The organism is Limnobacter thiooxidans, from assembly GCF_036323495.1.
Classification (GTDB): Bacteria; Pseudomonadota; Gammaproteobacteria; order Burkholderiales; family Burkholderiaceae_B; genus Limnobacter; species Limnobacter thiooxidans.
Genome location: NZ_AP028947.1, coordinates 1,247,081 through 1,272,966, shown reverse-complemented (window position 1 = coordinate 1,272,966; position 25,886 = coordinate 1,247,081). Strand labels below are relative to the sequence as shown.

At 53.5% G+C, this 25,886-nt stretch carries 28 protein-coding genes and 1 tRNA gene; 13 read left to right on the top strand and 16 right to left on the bottom strand.

The features are described 5' to 3' along the window. Positions 1–5: 5 nt before the first annotated feature. The 6 genes from RGQ30_RS05835 to RGQ30_RS05810 all read right to left on the bottom strand — a co-directional run bounded on the left by RGQ30_RS05835 (position 6) and on the right by RGQ30_RS05810 (position 4,459). Positions 6–290, bottom strand: a complete 285-nt coding sequence (locus RGQ30_RS05835; RefSeq protein WP_130556815.1) for an MSMEG_0570 family nitrogen starvation response protein — start codon at positions 288–290, stop codon at positions 6–8. Next, positions 271–1,287, bottom strand: a complete 1,017-nt coding sequence (locus tag RGQ30_RS05830) for a sll0787 family AIR synthase-like protein (protein WP_130556816.1) — start codon at positions 1,285–1,287, stop codon at positions 271–273. The genes RGQ30_RS05835 and RGQ30_RS05830 overlap by 20 nt, the downstream gene beginning before the upstream one ends. Further along, positions 1,284–1,874, bottom strand: a complete 591-nt coding sequence (locus tag RGQ30_RS05825; protein ID WP_338284837.1) for an MSMEG_0567/Sll0786 family nitrogen starvation N-acetyltransferase — start codon at positions 1,872–1,874, stop codon at positions 1,284–1,286. Before RGQ30_RS05825 ends, RGQ30_RS05830 begins: the two co-directional genes overlap by 4 nt. 21 nt (positions 1,875–1,895) lie before the next feature. Next, positions 1,896–2,972, bottom strand: coding sequence for an MSMEG_0568 family radical SAM protein (locus RGQ30_RS05820; RefSeq protein WP_130556818.1), 1,077 nt, complete (start codon positions 2,970–2,972; stop codon positions 1,896–1,898). After that, the gene (locus RGQ30_RS05815; protein WP_130556819.1) at positions 2,959–3,915 is read right to left on the bottom strand and encodes a Nit6803 family nitrilase; all 957 of its coding nucleotides are present in this window, start codon (positions 3,913–3,915) and stop codon (positions 2,959–2,961) included. Before RGQ30_RS05815 ends, RGQ30_RS05820 begins: the two co-directional genes overlap by 14 nt. A gap of 61 nt (positions 3,916–3,976) precedes the next feature. Beyond that, on the bottom strand, positions 3,977–4,459 hold the full coding sequence (locus tag RGQ30_RS05810) for an MSMEG_0572/Sll0783 family nitrogen starvation response protein (RefSeq protein ID WP_105029808.1): 483 nt from the start codon (positions 4,457–4,459) through the stop codon (positions 3,977–3,979). Between the two features lie 292 nt (positions 4,460–4,751). Here RGQ30_RS05810 and RGQ30_RS05805 point away from each other — a divergent pair, with 292 nt between their 5' ends. Further along, positions 4,752–6,155: an aminotransferase-like domain-containing protein gene (locus RGQ30_RS05805; protein ID WP_130556820.1), complete on the top strand. Its 1,404-nt coding sequence runs from the start codon at positions 4,752–4,754 to the stop codon at positions 6,153–6,155. A 1-nt stretch (position 6,156) separates the two neighbouring features. Here the strand turns inward: RGQ30_RS05805 and RGQ30_RS05800 are convergent, their stop codons facing one another. The 3 genes from RGQ30_RS05800 to RGQ30_RS05790 all read right to left on the bottom strand — a co-directional run bounded on the left by RGQ30_RS05800 (position 6,157) and on the right by RGQ30_RS05790 (position 7,941). After that, positions 6,157–6,630, bottom strand: coding sequence for a nuclear transport factor 2 family protein (locus tag RGQ30_RS05800; protein ID WP_130556821.1), 474 nt, complete (start codon positions 6,628–6,630; stop codon positions 6,157–6,159). Between the two features lie 117 nt (positions 6,631–6,747). Then, positions 6,748–7,575, bottom strand: coding sequence for an alpha/beta fold hydrolase (locus tag RGQ30_RS05795; protein WP_130556822.1), 828 nt, complete (start codon positions 7,573–7,575; stop codon positions 6,748–6,750). A 48-nt stretch (positions 7,576–7,623) separates the two neighbouring features. Next, positions 7,624–7,941, bottom strand: a complete 318-nt coding sequence (locus RGQ30_RS05790) for a DMT family transporter (protein ID WP_130556823.1) — start codon at positions 7,939–7,941, stop codon at positions 7,624–7,626. A gap of 109 nt (positions 7,942–8,050) precedes the next feature. On the opposite strand from RGQ30_RS05790, the gene RGQ30_RS05785 reads away from it, so the two are divergent. Next, positions 8,051–8,599, top strand: a complete 549-nt coding sequence (locus RGQ30_RS05785; RefSeq protein WP_298217632.1) for a TetR/AcrR family transcriptional regulator — start codon at positions 8,051–8,053, stop codon at positions 8,597–8,599. Between the two features lie 56 nt (positions 8,600–8,655). On the opposite strand, the gene RGQ30_RS05780 is transcribed toward RGQ30_RS05785, so the two are convergent. Beyond that, positions 8,656–8,731: transfer RNA gene (locus tag RGQ30_RS05780), tRNA-Asn, on the bottom strand. 99 nt (positions 8,732–8,830) lie between these two features. Continuing rightward, complete coding sequence (locus tag RGQ30_RS05775; RefSeq protein WP_130556825.1) at positions 8,831–10,018, bottom strand: pyridoxal phosphate-dependent aminotransferase; 1,188 nt, start codon at positions 10,016–10,018, stop codon at positions 8,831–8,833. A gap of 236 nt (positions 10,019–10,254) precedes the next feature. On the opposite strand from RGQ30_RS05775, the gene uvrB reads away from it, so the two are divergent. From uvrB to iscX, 10 genes are all read left to right on the top strand, one after another. After that, on the top strand, positions 10,255–12,318 hold the full coding sequence (gene uvrB, locus RGQ30_RS05770; RefSeq protein ID WP_130556826.1) for an excinuclease ABC subunit UvrB: 2,064 nt from the start codon (positions 10,255–10,257) through the stop codon (positions 12,316–12,318). Positions 12,319–12,377: 59 nt separating this feature from the next. Further along, positions 12,378–12,869 carry a low molecular weight protein-tyrosine-phosphatase gene (locus RGQ30_RS05765; RefSeq protein ID WP_130556827.1) on the top strand — a complete coding sequence of 164 codons (492 nt, stop codon included), beginning with the start codon at positions 12,378–12,380 and terminating at the stop codon, positions 12,867–12,869. 203 nt (positions 12,870–13,072) lie between these two features. After that, a complete protein-coding gene (gene iscR / locus RGQ30_RS05760) occupies positions 13,073–13,555 on the top strand; it encodes a Fe-S cluster assembly transcriptional regulator IscR (protein WP_130556828.1) in 483 nt (160 codons plus the stop codon). Positions 13,556–13,581: 26 nt separating this feature from the next. Continuing rightward, on the top strand, positions 13,582–14,796 hold the full coding sequence (locus tag RGQ30_RS05755; RefSeq protein WP_130556829.1) for an IscS subfamily cysteine desulfurase: 1,215 nt from the start codon (positions 13,582–13,584) through the stop codon (positions 14,794–14,796). Between the two features lie 27 nt (positions 14,797–14,823). Further along, positions 14,824–15,204 carry a Fe-S cluster assembly scaffold IscU gene (gene iscU / locus RGQ30_RS05750; protein ID WP_130556830.1) on the top strand — a complete coding sequence of 127 codons (381 nt, stop codon included), beginning with the start codon at positions 14,824–14,826 and terminating at the stop codon, positions 15,202–15,204. A gap of 44 nt (positions 15,205–15,248) precedes the next feature. Beyond that, positions 15,249–15,572 carry an iron-sulfur cluster assembly protein IscA gene (gene iscA / locus RGQ30_RS05745; protein WP_130556831.1) on the top strand — a complete coding sequence of 108 codons (324 nt, stop codon included), beginning with the start codon at positions 15,249–15,251 and terminating at the stop codon, positions 15,570–15,572. A gap of 11 nt (positions 15,573–15,583) precedes the next feature. Beyond that, positions 15,584–16,120, top strand: coding sequence for a Fe-S protein assembly co-chaperone HscB (gene hscB / locus RGQ30_RS05740; RefSeq protein WP_298217640.1), 537 nt, complete (start codon positions 15,584–15,586; stop codon positions 16,118–16,120). Then, positions 16,120–18,003 (top strand): Fe-S protein assembly chaperone HscA, encoded by a 1,884-nt coding sequence (gene hscA, locus RGQ30_RS05735; RefSeq protein WP_130556833.1) that lies wholly within the window; start codon positions 16,120–16,122, stop codon positions 18,001–18,003. Before hscB ends, hscA begins: the two co-directional genes overlap by 1 nt. Before the next feature lie 32 nt (positions 18,004–18,035). Then, entirely contained in the window at positions 18,036–18,374 is a 339-nt protein-coding gene (gene fdx / locus RGQ30_RS05730) for an ISC system 2Fe-2S type ferredoxin (RefSeq protein ID WP_130556834.1), read from the top strand. A gap of 15 nt (positions 18,375–18,389) precedes the next feature. Beyond that, positions 18,390–18,584 (top strand): Fe-S cluster assembly protein IscX, encoded by a 195-nt coding sequence (gene iscX, locus RGQ30_RS05725; protein WP_130556835.1) that lies wholly within the window; start codon positions 18,390–18,392, stop codon positions 18,582–18,584. Positions 18,585–18,624: 40 nt separating this feature from the next. On the opposite strand, the gene RGQ30_RS05720 is transcribed toward iscX, so the two are convergent. From RGQ30_RS05720 to RGQ30_RS05700, 5 genes are all read right to left on the bottom strand, one after another. Continuing rightward, entirely contained in the window at positions 18,625–20,172 is a 1,548-nt protein-coding gene (locus RGQ30_RS05720; protein WP_130556836.1) for a phospholipase D family protein, read from the bottom strand. Between the two features lie 50 nt (positions 20,173–20,222). Next, on the bottom strand, positions 20,223–20,618 hold the full coding sequence (locus RGQ30_RS05715) for a hypothetical protein (RefSeq protein WP_130556837.1): 396 nt from the start codon (positions 20,616–20,618) through the stop codon (positions 20,223–20,225). Between the two features lie 60 nt (positions 20,619–20,678). Further along, entirely contained in the window at positions 20,679–21,530 is an 852-nt protein-coding gene (gene yghU / locus RGQ30_RS05710; RefSeq protein ID WP_130556838.1) for a glutathione-dependent disulfide-bond oxidoreductase, read from the bottom strand. 90 nt (positions 21,531–21,620) lie between these two features. Beyond that, on the bottom strand, positions 21,621–21,881 hold the full coding sequence (locus RGQ30_RS05705) for a hypothetical protein (protein WP_130556839.1): 261 nt from the start codon (positions 21,879–21,881) through the stop codon (positions 21,621–21,623). A 96-nt stretch (positions 21,882–21,977) separates the two neighbouring features. Then, positions 21,978–22,523 carry a pyridoxamine 5'-phosphate oxidase family protein gene (locus tag RGQ30_RS05700; protein ID WP_130556840.1) on the bottom strand — a complete coding sequence of 182 codons (546 nt, stop codon included), beginning with the start codon at positions 22,521–22,523 and terminating at the stop codon, positions 21,978–21,980. A gap of 59 nt (positions 22,524–22,582) precedes the next feature. Here RGQ30_RS05700 and RGQ30_RS05695 point away from each other — a divergent pair, with 59 nt between their 5' ends. Then, complete coding sequence (locus RGQ30_RS05695; protein ID WP_130556841.1) at positions 22,583–25,867, top strand: transglutaminase family protein; 3,285 nt, start codon at positions 22,583–22,585, stop codon at positions 25,865–25,867. Positions 25,868–25,886 lie beyond the last annotated feature (19 nt).

Here is a 25,886-nt window from a genome sequence, read left to right as displayed (position 1 = left end):
CCCTTTTAATCCACTCGAAGCACTTGCACAGAGGCGGCGGGCTGCCCCCGAAAAGTGTCTGCCTTGGTCTGAATGATTTCCAGTTGGTCCGCTGCCGCAGAACAGGCATAGCCGTACACTTCCCGTACCCGATCACTGGCCTGGTTCAAACCAAGCTCTGCCATCGTCACAAATTCCAACAATGAATAAACCTCGCCCTCCTGGATGAAATTTCGAATCACAGTTGAGGGCGACAGGCACTTCATCACTGAAGAATCTGGCCACAACACATCAAACCGAACCACAGGCATACGCTTCTCCTTCAACATCATTGGCTTTATTCAACTGTTCACAACCCAGTAGTGGTGTTTCAGAAAAGTCCCACAACAACTCGCGTTCGGCGTCATCTTTCAACCAAACCTTTGAACCCTCAACAACTTGCCCAACTTCCTTGCAAAGCAAATCGCGGCTGTTAAAAAGTTGTTTCATCTTTTCAACTTGAGCAGGCGCTACACTGAACACGAAACCAAAGCTGGGGAAGGTTTGCATCCAGCGTTCCAGTGATACATCCTCGGGACGCGGAAAGGCCTCGGGAACAATTTCTGCACCGTAGCCAGAACATTCCAGCATCATCAGCAGAGTGCCCAAGGGGCCCGCCATGCTGATGTCCTTGCAGGCCACAGAAAGACCACTTTCGGCCACTAGGGCAAGCAACTCTAGGTCACCGCGCAAACGTTCTGCCGGCGCTTCGGTGCTCGCGTTCCAGTTATTGCCGGCCCCGCGATATTGGCCCCGCAAATCAATCACGCTCATCAACACATCACCGGGTTTGGCTTCAAAGCTGCTCAACACCGAGGTGGCTGTGCCAATGATTGACACTGCAAGTTGACTGCGGTCATTTCTCGCATTGGTGTGTCCACCCACAATGGGCACGCCGTAACGCGCAGAGGCAACGGCCATGCCTTGCAGAATCTGCTTCAACTGCACTGAATCAGATGTCCACACCGCGTCGACAACAGCCGTGGCACTTCCACCCATGGCGGCAATGTCACTCACATTCACCATCACGCCGCAATAACCGGCAAACCAGGGATCGTCCTGAACAAACTCATTCATGAAACCTTCAATGGCAAACAACAGGTAAGATCCATCCGCCGACTTCAACACCGCGCAGTCATCTCCCACCAGGGTTGATGATTGACACGGCTGCACACTAGCCAAGGCATTCATGCCAATCGCAATGTCCTTTTTGTGCGCAACGCCTTTGCTGTCGCGAACGGCTTGCACCAACTCGTGAAGCGAACTCATGCCCGCTCCCTGATCAATGCAGTACGCCCCGACTGCTTGAGAAGATGAACAAAACCGCAACATGGATCTTGCTCCACCGGATACAAACCCAAATCGGCCTGCATGAACATGTGCACCACACCGTGCACAGTCACCTCACCCACAGCCTGCCATCCCAGCTTTTGAAACAAGGCCACGTTCTGTACTTGAACATTCGCATAAAACGCTTTGCAGCCCCGAGCGCGTGCGCTGCCAATTGCCATGCGAATCAAGGCTTTTCCCAAACCTTTGTCGGCCCGAAATGAATGATCCACAGCCAGGCGTGAACCCATCCACACACCGGGCTCTTGCTGGTGAATTCGTACTGTGCCCACTACTGCATCAGGAATGCCCAGCATTCCGGTGGTGGCCACCAGGGTGTCCGCACTGCTGTCAAACAGATCATGGTCACTGTGCTGAAAAATGCCCTGCTCCACCACAAACACTTTTTTTCGCAAGGCCTGGGCTTGCTGCAATTCCCAGTCATCCACAGCAAGCTTGATGCGGCATTCGCTGTAGCTGAATTGACTAATATCCATTTGAACAAGATTCATTTCATCAACAAACATGTCATCACCTCGCAAATTGCTTCACGACTCAAAAGATTTCAACGTCGAGCAAGCACCGCACTTGCCGCAACCTGCCTTCATGTCATTGGACAGCATTCCTTCCTCTCGAAGCATTTGCCCCACAGGCTTCAACACCTCGAGCATGAACTGCGAACTGGGCACTGGGTGGCTTTCCAGGGGCGTACCACTGATGGGCACGAAGGGAACAATGAAGGGATAAACCCCGCGCTGAATTAACTGCCGGCTCATATTCACAATTTCATCCTGCGTGTCGCCAAGCCCTGCAATGATGTAGGTACTGACCTGTCCGCGACCAAACACCTTGACCGCCGCATCAAATGCCTCCATGTAATAACTCACAGGCACCTTTGCTTTACCAGGCATGATTTCCTGCCTAACCCGTTCTGACACCACTTCCAAATGCATACCCAGCGTGTCTGCGCCACTTCGCTTCAATTCCTCAAACCACTCGAACCGATCTGGCGGCTCGATCTGCACCTGGATGGGCAGGTTCACCGCTGCCTTTACGGCCACTACACTTTCAACCATGATTGCCGCGCCACGATCAGGCGTTGCAGGGGTGCCTGTGGTCATTACCATCTGCTTCACCCCATCGAGCTCGACTGCGGCCTTGGCCACTTCAGCCAATTGCTGCGGGGTTTTTCTTTCAATGGTTCGCCCGGCGGCCAAAGACTGGCCAATCGAACAGAACTTGCAAGTCTTGTTTCTGCTTTCATAGCGAATGCAGGTTTGAAGCACAGTGGTGGCCAGCACATCACTGCTGTGCAGCGTGGCAATTTGCTCGTAAGGAATGCCCTCTGCGGTTTTCAAACCATAGAATTTGGGCTGCTTCGGAAAATCAATCACGGCAATCGGAATGCCGTTTTTACGCAGCTCGCTTTTCCCGTTTGCATCGGGTTTGCTCGCCATGTAGGGAGAATCCCAAGCCGTGTGGGTGTGCACCGGAACCATCACGGTTTGCCCATCCACCAGCACAGCCTTGTGGTCTGAAGGCCCAGCCCCGCCGCGTCTGCTCTGCAGCCCGGCAGTGGGGTCTTCCAGCCTTAAACCAAAAGTTTGAAGATCAGTACTCAGCATGGTGCTCTCCCCGAACTGTTTTCATGGTGCTTGACGCCTCATCCCGTACCAGCAAACTCAACAACTCGGGCCTTGCGTAATGACCTACCGAGTCCATCATGCGTTTGCGCTTGGTCACCAATCCCATGTCCAGGTCGGCAACGACCATACCTTCACCTTGGGTAATTGGCTCGCCCAGCAACTTTCCTTCCGGGCTGACAATGGCGGTGAAGCAGCCACCCCGCAGGCCTTTCTGCAAAACACTGTCTTGCGAAATACTTTGAACTTGCTCTTCCGATAGCCATGCCGTGCTGTTGATCACAAAGCAACCCGACTCCAGCGCATGGTGGCGAATGGTCACTTCCATTTGATCGGCAAATATCTGCCCCACCAGTGAGCCGGGAAACTGCGCGCAATGAATTTCCTCGTGCTGCGCCATCAGGCAATAACGGGCCAAGGGGTTGTAATGTTCCCAACACGCAAGTGCACCCACGCGGCCCACTGCGGAATCAACCACCTTCAAACCCGATGCATCGCCCTGCCCCCAGATCATTCGCTCGTGGTAGGTCGGCGTAATCTTTCGGCGCTTCAACAGGATTTTTCCATCGCTGTTGAAAATAATCTGTGCGTTGTAAAGCGTCCCGTGGTCACGCTCATTCACACCCAAAACAACCACCATGTTGTGCTGGGCGGCCATGGCAGAAATCGCATCGGTTTCAGCGCCGGGCACAAGCACCGCATGTTCATACAGCCTCAAATGTTCCTTGCCCTGCTGGACAGGCGGCAACACATACGAGAAGTACGGGTAATAGGGCACCAAGGTTTCGGGGAACACGATGATTTGCACCCCCTTGGCAGCGGCCTCTTCAATGGTGCGGCAAACCTTTTCGGTTGTTCGGCTGGGCACCTGCAAATCCGGAGCGATCTGCGCTGCCGCGGCACGAATTGTCCTGGCTTGAGTCATGAACAATCTCCACTTCTACATCAATCAGGCGGGTCGCCACAGGGCGACCGCCGCCGTGCTCTTACAAAGTCCAGGTGTCAATAATCACAGCGCTGTCACGCTTGTGAATCAGCACCAGGTCCATCACATCCAGGGGATTGATTGGACGAATGCCTTCGATCAGGGAAGGCTCGCCGTGGCCATACAAAGCCTGCAAGGCAAAGCGGCAGGCGTAGACCTTGCCGCCTTCGCCCATGAATTTCTTGATCTGGTTGTTGAAATTCAAATGACCGGGAAATGCTTCATTTCCCAAGGTGGGGAAACCGCGCTGAACACCCAATGTCACGCCTGGGCCATATAGAAGCACCGATGTCTCGAAGCCCTTTCTCTGCAAACGCGTGGCCTGCAACAGGTTCACAAAACCAATCGAACCTTCAAAAGCAACTGTGTGAAAAGTCACCAGCGCTTTCTGACCCGGTTCAGCTTTCACGTCCTCAAATACTTTTTCTTCGTAATCAACAAAATAATCGCCATCAACGTGAGCGGGGTGATTTACTTTAGGCATTTCATGATCTCCAGAGTCATCAACAAATTGGCACCGTGAAAGTAATTTGCACTGTGTCGGCGCACGTTGATTGATCTGCAATGCCTGTACCAATTCATGCCAGGTCAATCCAATCAAGATCCGATCAAATCGATTTGATGCGGCTCTTCACCCATCCAAGCACTCATCTTCCTGAAAAACGTGCCCGCCACAACGGTTATTGCCTGCACCGGTAGAGTGCAAAAAAATGCAAAACATCGGGCGCGCAAGTTGCTTGCACAGGTATTGATTCAAACAAGCACAACGATTACGCATGCGAAACAGAGCAGATCTTTTGAACGACTGGAACAAGGCACTTGCAGACCGCAACAAACCGGCCTACCTGGCCATTGCTGAAGCGATTGAACTGGAAATACGGCAGGGCATATTGAGTCTGGATGACCGCCTTCCGCCCATTCGTGAATTGGCAAAGGGTCTGAGCCTGGACTACACCACGGTGGCCCGCGCCTATCAGGAAGCGCAACACCGCGGCTTGATCACCTCCAAGGCAGGCGTGGGCAGTTACGTCAGAATCCAGAGTTCAAGTCCGCGTGGAACAGAACCCACCCTGATTGAAATGACCATGAACATGGCACCCGAACCGCAAGAGCCCGAACTTCTTGCACGCATGCGGCAGGGTACACGCCATGTGATTGAACAAGGCAATTTTCACAGACTGACCCGTTACCAGGACTTCGGTGGAAGCGACAACGACCAGCAGGCAGCAGCCACCTGGTTAAGTGGTGTAAGCCCGCACCACGAAGGGCGCACTACGCTAGTCACACCCGGCATTCAAGGCACCTTGGCGGGCCTCATGACGGCATTGGTTGGTGCAGACAACATCCTGTGCGCAGAGGCCGTTACCTATCCGGGCGTCAAAGCCATGGCTGGCCAACTCGGCATTCGAACACTGGGCATACCCACCGACAGCGAAGGAATTCTTCCTGACGCACTTGAAGCACACTGCCGCATCAATGATGTACGTGCACTGTACTTGAACCCGACCATTCAGAACCCGACAACCCGAACCATTGGCGAACCACGGCGGCGCGAAATTGTTGGAGTAGCCAGGCACTTCGGCCTGAAAATTATTGAGGACGATCCTTACAGCAAATTGATGCGAACGCCCCCACCTTCGTTTGCAAGCTTGGCACCAGAATTGACGTACTACGTCAGCGGCTTGTCCAAAACCGTCAGTGCCGGGCTTCGAATTGCATTTCTGGTTTGCCCGAATGAACTTGAATCCAAACGAATTGCCTCATCACTTCGCGCCACACAAATTATGGCAAGCCCGGTGTGTTCAGCACTTGCGACCCAATGGATTCTCGACGGCACTGCCCAAATGTGCCTGGACAGTATTCGACTGCTGAGCCAAAAGCGGCAAATGATCGCCAAGCGCATATTGGGTGATTTCAACTACGAGACGAATCCCGAAGGGTTTCACCTGTGGCTCAATCTTCCTTCCACCTGGAATCAGTCCGCGTTTTGTGGCCGCTTGCTCAACCGTGGCATCGCGATTGCCAGCGCAGACATGTTTTGCCTGGAAGGAAACACGCCCAATGCCGTGCGACTTTCTCTGGGCGGCAACCTGAATGACGAGCGCATTGAACACACCCTGAGAATCATTTCTGAAACCCTCCACAGCTTTCCGCCAGCAAGCGCCCAGAAACAAAAGTAGATCAGAGGCCCAAGTCACTTAACCCAGGATGGTCCAGCGGTCGGGGGCCTTGTGGCCAATGAAACAACCGGTCCGCTTCAGCAATCGGGATGTCATTGATGCTGGCATGGCGAACTCTCATCAAGCCCCGGGAATCAAACTCCCAGTTTTCATTGCCGTAGCTTCGAAACCACTTTCCATCGGTGTCGTGCCACTCGTAAGCGAATCGTGCAGCAATGCGATTGTCGGTGTAGGCCCAAACTTCCTTGATCAACCTGTAGCCGTTTTCATGCGCCCATTTCCGGGTCAGAAAATCCACAATCGCAGGCCTTCCCTGAAATATCTCACTGCGATTGCGCCACTTGGAATCTTCGGTGTACGCCAGGGATACCGCCACAGGATCTTTCGTGTTCCAGGCGTTCTCCGCAGCCCTTGCCTTCTTGACTGCGGAGTCAAGATCAAACGGTGGCAGGGGTGGCTTAATTTCTGTACTCATTTTCTTGACCCTTATAAAAAGACATGAGCCGGCGTCAATGAGGTGGTGTGTACACAGGGAATAATTTTTGGCTTCAAGCCATTTTATGGATCCAATATACCTGCGCAATGCGGCCTGTCAAAGCTTGGCGTTGCCAAAAAACTCGATCAGCAGCGCGCTCACGCGTTCAGGCGCATCCAGTTGCAACCAATGCGACACACCCTCGATACACTCATAGCGCCATTCGGCTTGCACATATTGTGCAGAATCCTGCATCTGCTGCTCAATCAGATATTTGTCTCCTGTACTGAAAAGTCCCAACACGGGCATCTTCACAGATGGAAGATTTTTGACAAACAACATGTCCACATTGGCCCGGTAATAATTCAAACCTGCTGTCAGGCGGCCTGGTCTCGACAAACGCTGAATCACTTCCTCTTCATAATTGGGCAGGCCAAATACCTTGCGAAACAAACTCCAGTTATTGGCCTTGATCAAGAACTCGGCCAGGCCACGTAACTGGAAAAACAGCATGTACCAGCTGCGCAATTTCTGCGACATGGGCGCGCTGACAAACGCACAAGGATGTCCGACTGACAAGGCGGCGTAACGCGATACCCGTTCCGGATGATGGATGGCGAGCATCCAGCCAATGCCTGCGCCCCAGTCGTGACCGGCCACTGCAATCTGCTTGATCTTCAAAGCATCGAGCAGCGCGAGAAGATCTTTCACCAAATTGCTGACATGGTAATCGCGCACGCGTTTTGACAGCGCAGATTCTCCGTACCCCCGCATATCAGGGGCAATAACCTGAAAGCCCGCTTGCACCAGCGCGTCGATCTGATAACGCCACACGCTGTGGTCATCCGGAAATCCGTGAATCAGCAAAACAGGTTCGCCCTGCCCTGCAATCAGCACATTCAATACGGTGCCGTTCACTTCAAACTTCTTAAAGCTGCGAGTCATGTTTACCCTTTGAGATATTTACCTTTGAAGGTTAAAAATTTTTTGAAATTAGTGGGCCAGTTTCAGCGTAACCACGCCCGCCACAATCAGCAGTACACCGATGTACCTCATCAGTGTGGAAGGATCGCCATAAAACATCACGCCCACCAGGAAAGTACCCGCTGCGCCGATACCTGTCCAGATGGCATAGGCTGTACCCATGGGTATGTGGCGCTGCGCAAGCCACAGAAAAAAACCACTGCCCGCCATGAAGCTTACGGCAGTTGCGATACCCATCCATCGGGTAAGGGGTTCTTGTGCCATTTTCAAGCCCACTGGCCAACCAATTTCCAATAACCCCGCCACGACCAAATATATCCAGCTCATTTCCGCTTCCCTTCACCAAGATTAGATAACTATTTAGTTGCCACAGTGACAAATTGCCACTACGATGTTTAAATACGATCGTATTTTAAACACACAATGGAGTCAAGTCATGCCACGTCCTCGCACAATTGACCGTGAGCATCTGCTCGATGTCGCTGAAGAGTTACTCGCCAAGTCTGGTGGCAATGGTCTGTCGTTCGGCACTCTCGCAGCAGAAGCCAAACTTCCGAAAGCCAGTATCCAGTCCGCATTTGGCACACGTGAAAATCTCATTGAATCAATGCTCGATCGTTGGATCGCCGATGAACAAACAAGGTTTGATGAATGTGCAGGCCTTGACCCAGACAAGCAAAGGCGCGTTTTGGCGCACATACAAACCACCGAAGGGGAGTCGGATACATCATTGCGGCGTGTAGCAACCTTGTTGGCCGCCATGATGGGCTCAACCCAGCAGGTCAAACGCTCCATCGACTGGTATGCATCACGAATTGGTGATCTGAATGTAGTGAATGAGGAAGATCGTCGATTGCGTGCTGCATTTCTCGCCACTGAGGGCGCGTTCTTCATGCGCTACTTGATCGGGTTTGACGTTTCAGATGAAGTGTGGAGCGAGGTATTCAAGGACATCAAGCAGATGGTATTAGCCACGAAGTCATGAGGCTTGTTCGTGCCAGAAAAGCAAAAGGCCCACATTGCTGTGGGCCTTCTGGTATTTGGCTCCCCGACCTGGACTCGAACCAGGGACCTGCGGATTAACAGTCCGTCGCTCTACCGACTGAGCTATCGGGGAAAGAGCCGAGATTATAGCAGCGAAATTTTTTTGCGCAAGCCCAAAAACAAAAATAGGCCAAATGAATCACAAAAAGGCTTCGAACTGCTTAAACATTAATCAACCAAGCGCTTTTGCAATGCGATCGCAGGCCTTTTCAAGGTTGCTCATGCTGGTTGCAAATGAAATGCGGAAGTAACCTTCAGCACCAAATGCAGAACCGGGAACCACAGCCACGCCTGCTTCCAGCAGGTATGCGGTCAATTCCAGGTCGTTTGCAGCGCGAATCTTGCTTTCAGCTGCCAGCTTTTCAATGGCCTTGCGTGCATCCACAAACGCGTAGAAAGCACCTTCTGCTTTCAGACACTGGATAGTGGGTACTGCATTCAAAGCCTTGGTCACGAACTCATTGCGCTCGCGGAAAGCAGCAACCATGGGCTTCAAGCAATCCTGGTCACCATTCAAGGCCGCTTCGGCTGCCACTTGGGAAATTGAAGTGGGGTTGGAAGTGGACTGGCTTTGCAGGTTGGTCATCACGTCGATCAACTTGGCGGGGCCAGCGGCAAAACCAATACGCCAGCCGGTCATGCTGTAAGCCTTGGATACGCCATTCAACACCACGGTGCGGTCTTTCAGCGCTGGGCAGGCATTCAGAATGTTCACGAAAGGCACGCCAGTCAAATTGATGTGCTCGTACATGTCGTCAGTGGCCACGATGATGTTGGGGTGCTTCAACAGCACTTCACCCAAAGCCGCCAACTCTTCCTTCGTGTACACAGCGCCAGTGGGGTTGCTGGGGCTGTTGATCATGAACATCTTGGTTTTGGGGGTAATCGCGCCTTCCAGCTGGGCGGGCGTGATCTTGAAACCTTGCTCAATACCGGCCAACACCAGCTTGGGCACACCACCGGCAATTTCAACGATGTCGGCGTAGCTGACCCAGTACGGTGCAGGAATGACAACTTCGTCACCATCATTGATGGTGGCCAGGATCATGTTGAAAATACACTGCTTGCCGCCTACACCCACCACTACTTCATTGGCCTTGTAGTCCAGGTTGTTGTCGCGCTTCAGTTTGGCGATCACTGCGTTTTTCAGGCCCGGTGTGCCGCCCACGTTGGTGTACTTGGTGAAGCCGGCGTCAATTGCCTTCTTGGCAGCTTCCTTGATGTGGTCTGGCGTGTCGAAGTCAGGCTCACCAGCGCCCAGGCCGATAATGTCTTTACCCTCGGCTTTGAGTTGGGCCGCCTTGGCTGTCACGGCAAGTGTAGGGGAAGGTTTGATCGTAAGTGCGCGATTTGAAAGCATGATTCCGTTGTCTGGGAGTGAAAAAAGAAAAAGTCAAGTCTGGAAATAATTCCTGTTTCCGACCATAATGCACGATTGGCTTATCACAAATTGCTGTTGATATTTCACAGCACACAGCCTAATGATGCAACCTCGCAATTCTACGGCATTGGCCAAAAGGTTCAACCCGTTCGGGTGATCATTGGTCGAAACAGCTGTGGTTTGTGGTTGCCTCACATCATGCGTTGCAGTTTAACATGACCCCTGGATTTATCAGTTACCCCGACAGTCCGTTCGAGTTGTACCAGCCCTACCCCCCGGCTGGAGACCAACCCACCGCCATTGAAAAACTGGTGGAAGGCGTGAACGACGGCGAAGTGTTTCAAACCCTGCTGGGGGTAACCGGGTCGGGTAAAACCTTCACAATGGCCAACGTGATCGCCCAAACTGGGCGCCCTGCCCTTGTACTGGCGCCCAACAAAACGCTGGCAGCCCAGCTGTACGCTGAAATGCGCGAATTCTTCCCCAAAAATGCGGTGGAATACTTCGTCAGCTACTACGACTATTACCAGCCTGAAGCCTATGTACCCAGCCGCGACCTGTTCATTGAAAAAGACAGCTCGATCAACGAGCACATCGAGCAAATGCGGCTGTCTGCCACCAAGAGCCTGCTGGAGCGCCGCGACACCATTATTGTAGGCACGGTCAGCTGCATCTACGGTATTGGTAACCCGTCCGATTACCACGCCATGATTCTGAGCATTCGCCATGGCGACAAGCTCAGCCAGCGCGACATCCTCAAGCGCCTGATTGCCATGCAGTACAAGCGCAACGACTTAGACTTCACTCGTGGTACCTTTCGGGTGAGGGGCGACACCATTGACGTGTACCCCGCTGAACACTCCGAACTGGCCGTTCGAATTGACCTGTTCGATGACGAAATTGATGGCATCCAGTTGTTCGACCCGCTCACAGGCAAAATTCGTCAAAAATTACCACGCTTCACGATTTACCCCAGCAGCCACTACGTGACACCTCGCGGCACAGTGGTGCGCGCCATTGAAACCATCAAGGACGAACTGCGCGAACGGCTGGACTTCTTTGTCAAAGACGGAAAACTGGTTGAAGCCCAGCGGCTTGAGCAGCGCACTCGGTTCGACCTTGAAATGCTTGCGGAACTCGGTTTTTGCAAGGGAATCGAGAATTACAGCCGCCACATGTCGGGTGCTGCGCCTGGTGAACCGCCACCCACACTGATTGACTACCTGCCCAAAGACGGCTTGATGATCATTGATGAAAGCCACGTGACCTTGGGTCAACTCAGCGGAATGTACCGTGGAGACAGGTCCCGCAAGGAAACTCTGGTTAACTTCGGCTTTCGTCTGCCATCTGCCATGGACAATCGCCCCTTGCGTTTCGAGGAATTCGAGTCCAAAATGCGGCAAACAGTGTTTGTTTCAGCCACGCCCTCGAATTACGAGAAAGAGCACTCCGGTCAAGTGGTTGAACAAGTGGTGCGCCCTACAGGGCTTATTGACCCTGTAATAGAGGTGCGCCCTGCCACCACCCAGGTCGATGACCTGCTTAGCGAGATTCACGAACGAACTCGCGCTGGCGATCGAGTATTGGTCACAACGTTGACCAAGCGCATGGCCGAAGACCTCACTGATTACCTCAGCGACAATGGCGTGCGCGTGCGGTATTTGCATTCTGACATCGACACCGTGGAACGCGTGGAAATCATTCGCGACCTCCGTTTGGGCGAATTTGACGTGCTGGTTGGTATTAATTTGTTGCGTGAGGGCTTGGATATTCCGGAAGTGTCCCTAGTTGCTATTCTGGATGCCGACAAGGAAGGCTTTTTGCGCAGCGAGCGCAGTTTGATTCAAACAATTGGCCGCGCCGCCCGAAATTTGAACGGCAAGGCCATTTTGTACGCAGACCGGGTCACCAATTCCATGGAACTGGCGATAGGTGAAACAAGCCGCCGCCGCAACAAGCAGATTGAATTCAACACGGAAAATGGAATTACCCCGCGGGGCGTGAACAAGCAGATCAAGGAACTTATTGATGGCGTGTTCGATCCAAACGCTTCCAAGCAACGCAAGGCTGACAAGGCTTTGGAAGTTGCACCGTTGGGTGAAAAACAGTTGGCCAAGGAAATCAAGCGACTTGAGAAGCTCATGCTGGAGCATGCGAAGAATCTTGAATTTGAAAAAGCAGCCCAAGCACGCGATCAGCTGGGCTTGCTGAAAGAACAGTTGTTTGGCAGCAAGGGCGACTCGAATGTTTCTTCGCTGGATGCCAAACGCAGCGCATAAGCGGGCTGCACAGGTTTCAAGAGTTTAATTTTAATGGGTTCAGGACATAGGAAGCCAATATGAAAAGCAAAGTTTTGTTTGTGTGCATGGGTAACATCTGCCGCTCACCAACAGCGGAAGGCGTTTTCAGGCAAATGGTAAGCGAAGCGGGTCTTGACCATGAAATTTCCGTGGAATCGGCTGGTACACACGCCTACCACCTCGACAAAACGCCGGACCCCCGCGCTGTAGCCGCGGCAGCCAAGCGTGGTTATGACCTTTCCGAGCTGATTTCACGTCAGGTTACCGCCGAAGACTTCCGCGACAGCGACATGATTCTGGCGATGGACTGGGACAACATGAGCCTGCTGCAACAGCAGTGCCCACGCCAGTACGCGCACAAAATCCAGTTGATGATGCGCTACGCCACTGAACACGACGAAGCCACGGTACCCGACCCTTACTACGGCGGTCCAGATGGCTTTGACACCGTGCTGAACTACATCGAAGACAGCTGCACCGGCTTGTTGGAAGTGTTGCGCAAACGCGTGTTTCAGTTTGCTGCTGCATAACTAATTCAAATCGCTTGCGCCAGCCTTGTGCGGGTGTGGACTGCAAAAACCGCTGGCCTTGGCTGGCGGTTTTTGTTTGCAGCCCACTTCTCACCACTGCTCCATCAAGGTTTTCCCTATTGCCCCGATTAGTTTGAATACTTGAGTAAAACAGTCAACTTTGCTATACTTGACTGAAATACTAGGAATTAAAAAGGGGTGCCATGCGTTTGACCACCAAAGGCAGATTTGCCGTAACAGCCATGATCGATCTTGCCTTGCAGCAAGACACGGGGCCTGTGTCGCTTGCCGGTATCAGCCAGCGGCAAAATATTTCCCTGTCCTATCTTGAACAATTGTTTTCCAAATTGCGCCGCCACGAGTTGGTGGAAAGTGTTCGCGGCCCCGGTGGCGGTTATCATATCGTCCGCTCCCTCAAAGAGGTGAGTGTTGCGGATGTGATTTTGGCAGTTGACGAACCCCTGGATGCAACCCAGTGCGGTGGAAAAGAAAACTGTACCGATGAAGGCCAATGCATGACGCACGACCTGTGGAGCAGCCTGAACACCAAGATGCTGGAATACCTGGGCTCAGTCAGCCTTCAGTGCCTGGTTGAAAAGCATCGAAAAAAAGACGCAGAAAAGACAATTCAGTTTCGTGAAAGGCCAGCGGCTCTTAATACCGCAGCCTCACAGCACACACATTAAACAATGCAGTTGATTGGAGTACACAGATGAACAAGATGCCGATTTATCTCGATTACAGCGCCACCACTCCGGTGGACCCGCGTGTAGCCGATGCCATGATCCCTTTCCTGCGCGAAAGCTTTGGCAACCCGGCATCCCGCAGCCACGCGTATGGCTGGACGGCGGAAGAGGCAGTTGAGAAGGCCCGTGAAGACGTGGCTGCACTGGTGAATGCCGACCCACGCGAGATCGTCTGGACCTCTGGCGCAACCGAGTCAAACAACTTGGCCATCAAAGGCGCAGCACTGTTTTACGGTGAAACCAAGGGCAAGCACATTATTACGGTGAAAACCGAACACAAGGCAGTGCTGGACACCTTCCGCGACCTGGAACGCCATGGCTTTGAAGCCACTTACCTGGACGTACAGGAAAACGGCCTGGTGAACATGGACGCATTGAAAGCCGCCATTCGCCCAGACACCGTGCTGATTTCAATCATGTACGTGAACAACGAAATTGGCGTGATTCAAGACATTCCAGCAATTGGTGAGCTGTGCCGCGAAAAAGGCATCATTTTTCACGTGGATGCAGCTCAAGCCACTGGCAAGGTTGAAATCGACCTGCAAAAGCTGAAAGTGGATTTGATGAGTTTCTGTGCCCACAAAACCTACGGCCCCAAAGGCATTGGTGCTTTGTATGTGCGCCGCAAGCCACGCATTCGCATTGACGCACAAATGCACGGTGGCGGCCACGAGCGCGGCATGCGTTCAGGCACTTTGGCAACCCATCAAATTGTGGGCATGGGTGAAGCATTCCGCATCGCCAAGGAAGAAATGGCAAGTGAGTTGCCCCGCATGAAAGCCCTGCGTGACCGCCTGCTCAATGGCCTGAAAGCGATTGACGAAATTTATGTCAACGGTGACCTGGAACAGCGCGTACCGCACAACCTGAACGTCAGCTTCAACTTTGTGGAAGGTGAATCCCTGATCATGGCTGTGAAAGACATTGCCGTGTCCTCAGGTTCTGCCTGTACATCGGCCTCGCTCGAGCCCTCGTACGTGTTGCGCGCCTTGGGCCGCAGCGATGAATTGGCGCACAGCTCAATCCGTTTCTCGATTGGTCGTTTCACGACTGAAGCGGACGTGGATTTCACCATTGAACTGATGAAAGCCAAAGTGGCAAAACTGCGCGAATTGTCCCCATTGTGGGAAATGCACCTGGACGGCGTTGACCTCAGCACCGTTCAATGGGCAGAGCACTAAAATATTTGAATATTCAGGAGAAGTACCATGGCATACAGCGACAAAGTTCTAGACCATTATGAAAACCCCCGCAACGTGGGCTCCTTTGAAAAAGGCGACGACGAAGTAGGTACCGGCATGGTGGGTGCACCCGCTTGTGGCGACGTGATGAAGTTGCAAATCAAGGTGGGCTCAGACGGCTTGATCACCGATGCAAAGTTCAAAACCTACGGTTGCGGCTCGGCCATTGCGTCGTCTTCACTGGTGACCGAGTGGGTCAAGGGCAAAACCCTGGACCAGGCTTTGGAAATCAAGAACACCGCCATTGCAGAAGAACTGGCTTTGCCACCCGTGAAAATTCACTGTTCCATTTTGGCCGAAGACGCCATCAAGGCCGCAGTGGAAGATTACAAAAAGAAGCATGCCTGATCAGGCTGTTTCGTTGACAAGTTGTTGAATAGGAATTGAACACCATGGCGATTACATTGACAGAGCGCGCCGCCGATCACATCAGCAAGTTCCTGACCAAACGTGGCAAGGGAATAGGCTTGCGCATCGGTGTGCGCACCACCGGTTGTTCTGGCATGGCGTACAAGCTCGAGTTTGTAGACGTTGTTGCAGATGAAGACAATGTATTCGAGGCCCATGGTGTGAAGCTGTTTGTTGACCCAAAAAGCATGCCCTACCTTGAAGGCATTGAATTGGACTTCGCTCGCGAGGGCCTGAACGAAGGCTTCAAATTCAACAACCCCAACGAGAAGGCACGCTGTGGCTGTGGTGAAAGCTTCACCGTTTAATGGTCAACCCAGTGATCAACTCAGTATTTCAGTTAAGCGACAGCGATTTCGACATTTTTGGGTTGCCCTGCCAGTTTGAACTGGACAGCGCAGCCCTTTCTGCATCTTATTTGCGCCTTCAAAGCCAAACCCATCCAGACCGTTTTGCGAACGCCAGTTCACAGGAAAAACGGCTGGCTGTGCAATGGGCCACGCGAATCAACGAGGCGTACAAGCGCCTTCAGAAGCCGATGGAGCGTGCCATTTACTGGTGCGAACTGAACGGGGAAAATCCGCGCGGGCAACAAAGCAACTTGCCCCCAGCCCTGTTGACGCAGCAAATGGATTGGCGTGAACAGCTTGAAGAGATTGAATCAGCGCATGAACTGGAAGACCTGATTGACTTGGTGGCAGCCGAGAAGAAACGCTGCCTGCGCGTGATCGCGGACCAGATCGATCAGGACAAAGATGCGAAAGCCGCCTGCAACACGGCGCAAGCGCTTCTTTTTATCGACAAATTCATGTCCCAGCTCAACAAGAAGCTGGAACAGATGGAGGACGCCAGCTAATGGCCTTGTTACAAATTGCCGAACCCGGCATGTCCACTGCGCCGCATGAACACAGGCTCGCAGTGGGTATCGACCTGGGCACCACGCATTCCTTGGTGGCCAGTGTGCGAAGTGGCAGTGCGGAATGTTTGCCTGATGCATCAGGCCGGGTGATTCTGCCCAGCGTGGTGCGTTACGGTGAAACCGGTGTGAAAAATATGGGCGAGGATGCCTTGGCGTGTGCCGACACCGACCCGTTCAACACCGTGTTCTCGGTCAAGCGCCTGATGGGTCGTGGCTACAAAGATGTTCAAGGGTTGAACCTGCCCTACCGTGTGAAAGATTCCGGTGGCATGGTGGAAGTTGAAACTGATTTTGGCGTCAAAAGCCCGGTTGAAGTGTCTGCCGATATTTTGCGCGCCTTGCGCAAGCGGGCCGAAGCAACCTTGGGTGGCGAACTGGTGGGTGCGGTGATTACCGTGCCGGCCTATTTTGACGATGCACAACGTCAAGCCACCAAAGACGCTGCTCAACTGGCAGGCCTGAATGTACTGCGCCTGATCAACGAGCCCACAGCCGCTGCTGTGGCGTATGGCCTGGACCAGAAGGTGCAGGGCCAGTTCGTGGTGTTCGACCTGGGTGGCGGTACCTTCGATGTATCGATCCTGCGTTTGCAGGCAGGCGTGTTTGAAGTGCTGGCCACGGGTGGCGATTCTGCACTGGGTGGCGATGACTTTGACCGCGCGATGGCAGACCACTTCATTGCCACACACGGCTTTGAAGAATTGAATCCGCAACAGCGTTCACGCCTGGTGATGGCGTGTCGCCGTGTGAAAGAACAGATTTCGCATGAACACACGGCCTTTCTCAGCGTTGAATTCAAAAGCGGCGAGACCATTGCTGAAACCGTGACTGCTGAACAATTTGAAGCCATCGTTGAACCCTTGGTGAAGCGAACAATTCAGGCTGCCCGCAAAACATTGCGGGATGCAGGCTTGAGCATTGATGACATTGAAGGTGTGGTGATGGTGGGCGGTTCAACCCGCATGCCAGTTATTCGCAAAGCCGTGAAAGCGTTTTTCGGCAAAGACCCCCTGGTGAATTTGAACCCGGATGAAGTCGTTGCCATTGGCGCCGCCATTCAAGCGGACACACTGGCCGGCAACCGCAGTGAAGACGACCTGTTGTTATTGGACGTGATTCCGCTCAGCCTCGGCCTTGAAACCATGGGCGGCCTGACTGAACGCGTGATCAACCGCAACAGCACCATTCCGGTGGCCCGAGCACAGGAATTCACCACATTCAAAGACGGGCAAACCGCCATGGCCATTCACGTGGTGCAAGGCGAGCGCGAACTGGTGTCCGAAAACCGTTCACTGGCCCGCTTTGAATTGCGGGGTATTCCCCCCATGGTAGCCGGTGCTGCGCGCATTCGCGTTACCTTCCAGGTGGATGCAGATGGTCTGCTGGCTGTGAATGCCATGGAAACCGGCTCAGGCGTTTCGGCAAACATCACCGTGAAGCCCTCTTATGGCCTGGACGACGATCAAATTGCCGGCATGCTGAAAAACAGTTTTGAGTTTGCAGAAGCTGACATGGAAGCACGCCAGTTGCGTGAGCAACAGGTGGAAGCCCTGCGCCTGGTGGAGTCGGTTGAGGCTGCCATCGCCAAAGACCGCGACCTGCTTGAAGCCGACGAACTGACAGCCATTCAGGCGAGTATCGAGTTAATGCGCGAGCTGGCCCAAAGTACCGATGTGCGCGCCATTGAACAAGGCATTGAAGAGCTTGGCCACCTGACCGAGGACTTCGCTGCCCGCCGCATGGACGCCGGCATACGCAAAGCCCTGACCGGCAAAACAATCGACACTGTCAGCGCCACCCTGGGCGGCGCCACGAAGTAACAGCGACACAACAAACACGAGAGATTTACAACATGCCGATTATCAAGATTCTTCCCCACGAAAGCCTTTGCCCGGAAGGCAAAACTTTCGAAGCAGCCACGGGTGCCCAGCTGTGCGAAAGCATTCTGGCCAACGGCATTTCATTGGAACACGCCTGCGAAATGAGCTGTGCCTGCACCACTTGCCACGTGGTGATCAAGGAAGGCTTCAACAGCCTGAATGAGAGTGATGACGATGAGGATGACTTGCTGGACATGGCCTGGGGCCTGACACCGCAAAGCCGCCTGGCTTGCCAGGTGAAAGTTGCGCAGAAAGACCTGGTGGTGGAACTGCCCAAGTACACCATCAACCACGCCCGCGAAAACCACTGATCAAGGACACCCGCCATGAAATGGACAGACACGCTGGATATTGCGCTGGATTTGATTGAAGCCCACCCAGATGTTGACCCCCAATACATACGCTTTACCGACTTGCACAAGTGGGTATGCGCCTTGCCCGGATTTGACGACAACCCGGAAAAATCCAACGAAAAAATTCTGGAAGCGATCCAGATGATGTGGATTGAAGAACAGGACTGATTGGGCAGGATCAAACCCACCTGCCCTGCCTTGATGCCTGTCACAACAAATCGTTGATGGGCAGCAGGGAGAAAAAGAACACCACAACCCTGCGCCACACAGTGGCCTTGGGTTCAAGCTCGTGCTTTGTGAGCTTTTCGCCTTCACGTTCTATCCACACCAGCGAATCTTGCTCGTCCAGAATCACCTCGTACGCGGTGGTCGGCAAGGTTTTGAAATCCCGATCGATCTGCACAGCCAGACTTTTGCTATTGATCAGAAAGCCCATTTCCGTGTTGAGGTTGACCGACCTGGGGTCAAAATTGAATGACCCCACAAACACCCGGTTGCCATCCACAGAAAACATTTTTGTATGCAGGCTGGAGCCCGAGCTACCCAGCATCGTGTTGCGCTTGTTTTGCCGGACATTCTCAATCCGTGGCGTTTTGCGCATCTCGAACAACTTCACGCCTGCTTTCAACAAATCAACCCTGCTTTTGGCATAACCGGAATGCACAGCAGCCACATCGGTGGCTTCAAGGGAGTTGGTCAATATCTGAACCTTCACACCCTGTTGCGCCAACTGGGAAAAAAACGCCACACCCTTTTCAGTGGGCACGAAATAAGGCGATACCACGTTCAAGACCTGCTCGGGTTGACCGATGAAATCGCGCAACTCGCCAACGAGCAAATCTTCTTGATTGGCCTGATCCAGGCCCTTGGCCGGGTCATCACTGACCATGCGCGCAGTAGCCCAGTGCAGGGGCAAACTGCCGTTCATCAGTTTCTGAAAAAAAGCTGACTCGCGAACTTGCGTGACATAGCGGGCAGCCGGTTCCGACTGCTCAAGTTGTGACCAATCAAGTTTGATTAGATCAATTGCAGACTGGTCTGTAGGTACCAGCACCTTAACCACCGGGTAAGCCGAATCACTTTGCCAATAGGCATCAAAGTCAGCAGATACATCGCGGACTACCTCGCCAATGCACAGCACATCAAGGTCGGTAAACAGGGTGTCCACGGTGGCGCCAAAGTATTCATCACCGATGTTACGACCACCCGCAATCGTCACCTGGTTGTCAACCGTGAATGTCTTGTTGTGCATACGCCGGTTTGCACGCTTGAAATCGGTGAGGTAACCCAGCCATTTGGGTTTGCGAATCACAAAGGGATTGAACAGACGAACTTCGATATTGGGATGGGCGTCCACGGCGTTCAGTTTGTCATCCAGGCCAGACACACCGTTGTCATCAATCAACAACCGCACCCGCACGCCTCGGTCAGCGGCATTCAGCAACTCATTCAAGATGAGATTGCCTGTGGTGTCGTTCCGCCACAAATAAGACTGTATATCGACAGTACGTTCAGCGTTGCGCACCAGCGCGACGCGGCTTGCATAGGCTTCGCGTGGGTCTTGAAGTGGGTAAATTCCCACTTGTCCCGGTTTGGCTTGAAGTTGAGGTGCAAGGCTACTTGCCATGCGCGTTTCGCTGGCCTTGTGTACGGGCAAGGCACTTGACGATGTGCGATCTTCCAGATGAGGAAGGGCGCAACTGCACAGCAGGCTCAAGGTGGGAACCACAAACAGACTTTTAAGTAGTTTGATCATGGTTGCCTGATCCCTTAGCGTGGCTTGGTTGTTCGAGATTTCCGTTGAAATTACCGGGTCGAAGTGTGGCGGGCCACTGCCTTGCTGACTTCCTCGTTGCTCAGCGTGGTGGAGTCGCATTTGGCATAACCGGTTCTCTCGGTCACCAGATAACGCACACCACCGCTGTTCTGCAGACCCGTGTCCCGTTCTGATTCACGAACAGACAACTCATCGTATTCCGCGGAACCACAGGCCCTTTCCGCGCCGTTGCGCCAAGTGGTTCTGGCAGCGTCGTAATTGGCCCAGGGGGCATGGTTGGAACGGGCATACAGGTGAAACAAGCCTGGACCCAGTTCGTCCTGCTTGTAACCACCGCCCAGCATGTTTGAGCCTTGGGTCAAATCATGATTGGAAGCGCATGCGGACAAACCAGACAACAAAATGAGATAAAAAAACTTGTGCACGCGCTTGCTCCCGGGCAGGTGTGAATGTGAGGGGCACATTGTGCACCAACCCGGGGCGCGTTAAACGGCTTTTCCGTCAAAATCGCTGGCGCTGTGTCTTTCTGGTACCTGCTCACCGGGTTCACCCCAAGTACGGTTGACCATCCTGCCGCGTATCACTGCCGGGCGGTTCGCAATTTCATGGGTCCAGCGCAACACATGGGTGTAGGTGTGGGTTTCCAGAAATTCGGCGGCTTCGTACACCTTGTTGGTGACCAATGCGCCATACCAGGGCCAGATTGCCATGTCGGCAATGGTGTATTCATCGCCAGCAATGAACTGGTTGTTGGCCAACTGACGGTCCAGTACATCCAGCTGCCGCTTGACTTCCATGGCGTAGCGATTGATGGGGTATTCAAACTTTTCAGGTGCATAGGCGTAAAAATGGCCAAAGCCGCCGCCCAGAATTGGCGAACTTCCCATTTGCCAGAACAACCAGGACATGACCTCGGTTCGTTTGCTCAAATCGGTGGGCAAGAAGGCTTTGAATTTTTCAGCGAGATACAGCAGGATAGAAGCCGATTCAAACACTCGGGTGGGCGGGTTGGTGCTGTGGTCCATCAAAGCCGGAATTTTACTGTTCGGGTTCACTTCCACAAAACCGCTGCTGAACTGGTCGCCACTGAGAATATTGCACAGCCATGCATCGTATTCAGCACCAGTGTGGCCAAGGGCCAGCAACTCTTCCAGCATGATGGTCACTTTCACCCCATTCGGCGTGGCCAGTGAATACAGCTGCAAGGGATGTTTGCCGACGGGCAATTTCTTGTCATGGGTTGAGCCCGCAATCGGGCGATTGATGCTGGCAAACTTGCCGCCATTTTCCTTGTCCCATACCCAGACCTTAGGCGGAATGTACTGACTGTCGCTCACGTGGTTCCCCTGTTTGTTCTGCGGTCAACATGACCTACAGTTCAAGCATAACAAACCCGCGAGAAAAATTGACGATACGCCGCAGGAACCCTAGAGAATGTAAGTCTCGAAGAGTGCGACAACCGCGGCATCGTTGTTTTGCAGGCCTTGCGCCAACTGCGTCATGCTGGAGCCACAACCCATCACAGCGCTAAGAACGGCCATGGCTTGGCTACGTCCCAAGTTATAGCGCTGAGTAAGATGGTCAAGAATATACGCTTCAGATGCAGAATCGTCCTGTTGTTCGTGACGGGTTTTTTCATCGTTGTAACCGGAAATTGCGCCCATCCCGGTGATGTGTTCAATGGACATTTGACCTCCTTGGATTGGTTTCAGGGCACATCAAGACACCGCAAACTTCCCGGTTTTCTATTTTTGTGAGAATTCAATCCAGTTGGTTCAATAAAACTATGGCACAAGTCCTTTTTCAGTCCAGTCACCGCTGGCAGAAGGAGAAAAGGCAAGGCGAACATGGCCATCACGATCCAGCCGCAATAGTTCTATCTGTTGAACAACTACATTCAGCGCCACAAAATTGCTTCGAGCCATGGAAAGGTCCAGGCATGAATTTGCTGAATCGAGTGCAGTGCCGGGGGCACTTAAGGTAGCGTAATCTTTGCGGGCATAGTCCGGGATTCGCTCCCAATGACCGTTCACAATCAATTCACTGGCTTCTGGCGCTGCATTGCCACATACTCGCAACTGCGTGTTGCTTCGGGGGTTCCAGAACAGCAGTGCCACGCGCGCATCGTGTGCAATTTCTGCCATTTTCTGGCTGCGTAAATCGGTGAAAAACAGAAGTTGGCGTTCTGCTGGTTTAACGCCCCTGAGAATCACCGAGCGCACCTGCGGGCCATTGGGGCCCGAGGTACTGAAACCCACGACACGCCAAGGGTGCTTTTTGTCCACGGTGGCGCGCACCAAAGTTTTCCAGATTTCTTCGGCATGGTTCATGCTTCTCTCCGTGCCATACAAAGGTTTTGTTCTTTCAGCTTCATTTTTGGGAATACACAGTGTCTATTCACGTTGCCCTGCGCCATATTACACGCTACCGCTACGACCGCCTGATCAATCTGGGCCCCCAAGTGGTGCGCTTGCGCCCTGCCCCGCACTGCCGCACGCGCATTTTGAGTTACAGCATGAAAGTGCTGCCTCAAACCCATTTCATTAACTGGCAGCAAGACCCTCAAAGCAATTACCTGGGCCGCCTGATTTTCCCTGAACCCACGGAGATGCTGGAAATCGCGGTGGACCTGGTCGCGGAAATGTCGGTGTTGAACCCGTTCGATTTCTTCCTTGAAGAGGCTTCCGAGTTTTTCCCCTTTAAATACGACGAATCGCTGGATCAGGAACTGGCCCCTTACCTGGTGCCATGTCACACAGGCAAAGCATTCAACGCCTACATGGCGGACATGAACCTGAGCCGGGTAAAAACCATCGATTTTCTGGTGGGCTTGAACCAAGATCTGGCGAACAAGATCAAGTATTTGATTCGCATGGAGCCAGGCGTACAAACACCAGATGAAACACTGAACACCGGTTCTGGTTCCTGCCGTGACACGGCTTGGCTGATGGTGCAAATTTTGCGCCGCTTGGGCTTGGCTGCTCGTTTTGCATCAGGTTACCTGATTCAACTGACCAGTGACGTGAAGGCCATCGATGGGCCAGATGGCCCGGAAAAGGACTTCACCGACCTGCATGCCTGGTGTGAAGTGTATTTGCCCGGCGCAGGCTGGATCGGTTTTGACCCCACTTCCGGCCTGTTGGCCGGTGAAGGCCATATTCCACTGGCGTGCTCGCCAGAGCCGGGCAGCGCTGCCCCAATTACAGGCGCACTCGATGAATGCGAGGTGGAGTTCGAGCACGAGATGAGCGTGCAGCGGGTGTATGAATCACCCCGCACCAGCAAACCCTATACCGAAGAACAATGGAAGGGAATTGAGGCCTTGGGCTTTGAAGTGGACAAGGCGCTGGAAGCATTGGATGTGCGCCTGACCATGGGCGGAGAGCCCACTTTTGTAGCCAACACCGACCGCGGCGCAGCGGAATGGAACATCGACGCATTGGGCCCAACCAAGCGTGAGTACGGCATCAAGATGCTGGGCAAGCTGAGTAACTACTATGGCAAGGGTGGCTTCTATCATTTTGGCCAGGGCAAATGGTACCCCGGCGAGCAATTGCCACGGTGGGCCTTGTCACTGTATTGGCTTAAAAGCGGTGAACCGATCTGGAAAAACCCGAAGCTGTTAAGCCGTGAACCGAAAGATGGAAAAGCCACCAACGCGACGGCCAAAAAATTCATGGAAGGCCTGTGCAGCCGCCTTGGACTTCATTCACGGTATGTGATGCCTGGCTTTGAAGACGCCTGGTATTATATGTGGCGTGAACGCAAGCTGCCTGTTAACGTGGACCCGTTCGACTCCAGGCTTGACGACCCGCTGGAACGCAAACGCCTGAACAAAGTGTTCACCCAAGGCTTGACTGAAGAAGTTGGCTACTGCATACCGATTCAGGCACACAAAGGCCAGTGGAGAACTGGCCGCTGGTTCTTGCGTGATGAACGCATGTACCTGATACCTGGCGACTCGGCCATGGGTTATCGCTTGCCCTTGGACTCGCAACCTTGGGTGGCTAAAAAGGATTACCCGTACACGATTCCTGCCGACCCATTTGCCCCCCCTGCCGCTGCGCGCGTGGCCGTGCAAAAGCCAGGCGGCATTGCGGGCAAAACTGCTGTTGCGGACGACACAGCACCGGTCATGAAAGAATCAGCCACCCACATTGTGCGAACCGCCATGTGCGTTCAGGTTCGCAACGGGCAACTGTACGTGTTCATGCCACCGCTTGAATCGCTGGATGACTACCTTGAACTGATCGCCAGAATTGAAGACACGGCACAGGCCATGAATCAGCCTGTGGTGATGGAAGGTTACACGCCCCCGCGCGATGCACGCATGACCATGCTGCAGGTCACCCCCGACCCGGGCGTGCTTGAAGTGAACGTACAGCCCAGCAAAACCTGGGCAGAGTTGCTGCACCTGACAACCAACCTGTACGAAGAGGCGCGGCAGATTGGCCTGTCGAGCGAAAAGTTCATGCTGGATGGCCGCCACAGCGGAACGGGTGGAGGCAACCATTTCGTGATGGGTGGTGAAACACCGGAAAACAGCCCATTCCTGCGACGCCCAGACCTGCTGGGCAGCCTGCTGCGCTACTGGCACAACCACCCCGGTTTGTCTTACCTCTTCTCTGGCCTGTTCGTAGGCCCGACCAGCCAGGCACCCCGTGTGGACGAGGCCCGTACCGACCAGGTTCATGAACTTGAACTGGCCTTGACCGAGCTGGATCGGCAGATGCAAAAGTATTCGGGCAACCCGCCACCGTGGATTATTGACAGGCTGTTGCGCAACATCCTGATTGATGCCACTGGAAACACCCACCGAAGCGAATTCTGCATCGACAAGCTTTACAGCCCAGACACCTCGACAGGTCGTCTGGGCCTGCTGGAGCTGCGTGCTTTCGAAATGCCGCCCAACGCGCAAATGAGCCTTGCCCAGCAATTGCTGCTGCGCACGCTGATCGCCAAGTTCTGGAAAACACCTTACACGGCACGACTTGTGAAATGGGGCACTCGGCTTCATGACCAGTACATGCTGTCCACCTTTGTCAAAAACGACATCACCGATGTGGTGGCCGATTTGAACGATGCAGGGTTTCCATTCAAGCTGGATTGGTTCAACCCCCACTTTGCCTTCCGCTTCCCAAAAATGGGCGACTTCTCAAGCCGGGGCGTGGAAGTGGAAATTTTCAGTGCGCTCGAGCCATGGCATGTTCTGGGTGAGGAAGGTGCGCCTGGCGGCACTGTGCGCTATGTGGACTCGTCGCTGGAACGTGTAGAGGTGAAGGTCAAAAACTTCGTGGACGAACGATATGTTTTAACCTGCAACGGCGTGAAGGTTCCCTTGCACAGCACAGGAACAGTAGGTGAATACGTGGCTGGGGTTCGCTACCGTGCTTGGCAGCCACCCAATGCACTGCACCCCACCATCGGTGTGCACACCCCGTTGACCTTCGACTTGATTGACACGTGGAATGGACGCAGCCTGGGAGGATGCCAGTACCATGTGGCTCACCCGGGCGGCAGAAATTATGACCTTTTCCCGGTGAATGCCTTTGAAGCAGAAAGCCGCCGATTGACTCGATTCTTCCGCATGGGCCATACCCACGGCAAGGTTAGTGTAAAAAGCCCATCAGGAAGACCCGAGTTCCCGATTACTCTCGACCTAAGGTGGTGTTAGGCATTTACAATGGGTCTCC

Coding starts and splice junctions, on each gene's coding strand:
- RGQ30_RS05755 (WP_130556829.1), top strand. CDS start 13,582: ATGAACAAGATGCCGATTTATCTCGATTACAGCGCCACCACTCCGGTG.
- iscA (WP_130556831.1), top strand. CDS start 15,249: ATGGCGATTACATTGACAGAGCGCGCCGCCGATCACATCAGCAAGTTC.
- RGQ30_RS05815 (WP_130556819.1), bottom strand. CDS start 3,915: ATGACTCAAGCCAGGACAATTCGTGCCGCGGCAGCGCAGATCGCTCCG.
- RGQ30_RS05790 (WP_130556823.1), bottom strand. CDS start 7,941: ATGAGCTGGATATATTTGGTCGTGGCGGGGTTATTGGAAATTGGTTGG.
- iscX (WP_130556835.1), top strand. CDS start 18,390: ATGAAATGGACAGACACGCTGGATATTGCGCTGGATTTGATTGAAGCC.
- RGQ30_RS05785 (WP_298217632.1), top strand. CDS start 8,051: ATGCCACGTCCTCGCACAATTGACCGTGAGCATCTGCTCGATGTCGCT.
- RGQ30_RS05700 (WP_130556840.1), bottom strand. CDS start 22,523: ATGAACCATGCCGAAGAAATCTGGAAAACTTTGGTGCGCGCCACCGTG.
- uvrB (WP_130556826.1), top strand. CDS start 10,255: ATGACCCCTGGATTTATCAGTTACCCCGACAGTCCGTTCGAGTTGTAC.
- RGQ30_RS05825 (WP_338284837.1), bottom strand. CDS start 1,874: ATGTTTGTTGATGAAATGAATCTTGTTCAAATGGATATTAGTCAATTC.
- iscR (WP_130556828.1), top strand. CDS start 13,073: ATGCGTTTGACCACCAAAGGCAGATTTGCCGTAACAGCCATGATCGAT.
- hscA (WP_130556833.1), top strand. CDS start 16,120: ATGGCCTTGTTACAAATTGCCGAACCCGGCATGTCCACTGCGCCGCAT.
- RGQ30_RS05810 (WP_105029808.1), bottom strand. CDS start 4,459: ATGCCTAAAGTAAATCACCCCGCTCACGTTGATGGCGATTATTTTGTT.
- RGQ30_RS05705 (WP_130556839.1), bottom strand. CDS start 21,881: ATGTCCATTGAACACATCACCGGGATGGGCGCAATTTCCGGTTACAAC.
- RGQ30_RS05800 (WP_130556821.1), bottom strand. CDS start 6,630: ATGAGTACAGAAATTAAGCCACCCCTGCCACCGTTTGATCTTGACTCC.
- RGQ30_RS05775 (WP_130556825.1), bottom strand. CDS start 10,018: ATGCTTTCAAATCGCGCACTTACGATCAAACCTTCCCCTACACTTGCC.
- RGQ30_RS05765 (WP_130556827.1), top strand. CDS start 12,378: ATGAAAAGCAAAGTTTTGTTTGTGTGCATGGGTAACATCTGCCGCTCA.
- fdx (WP_130556834.1), top strand. CDS start 18,036: ATGCCGATTATCAAGATTCTTCCCCACGAAAGCCTTTGCCCGGAAGGC.
- RGQ30_RS05805 (WP_130556820.1), top strand. CDS start 4,752: ATGCGAAACAGAGCAGATCTTTTGAACGACTGGAACAAGGCACTTGCA.
- RGQ30_RS05835 (WP_130556815.1), bottom strand. CDS start 290: ATGCCTGTGGTTCGGTTTGATGTGTTGTGGCCAGATTCTTCAGTGATG.
- RGQ30_RS05795 (WP_130556822.1), bottom strand. CDS start 7,575: ATGACTCGCAGCTTTAAGAAGTTTGAAGTGAACGGCACCGTATTGAAT.
- RGQ30_RS05720 (WP_130556836.1), bottom strand. CDS start 20,172: ATGATCAAACTACTTAAAAGTCTGTTTGTGGTTCCCACCTTGAGCCTG.
- RGQ30_RS05830 (WP_130556816.1), bottom strand. CDS start 1,287: ATGAGTTCGCTTCACGAGTTGGTGCAAGCCGTTCGCGACAGCAAAGGC.
- RGQ30_RS05820 (WP_130556818.1), bottom strand. CDS start 2,972: ATGCTGAGTACTGATCTTCAAACTTTTGGTTTAAGGCTGGAAGACCCC.
- iscU (WP_130556830.1), top strand. CDS start 14,824: ATGGCATACAGCGACAAAGTTCTAGACCATTATGAAAACCCCCGCAAC.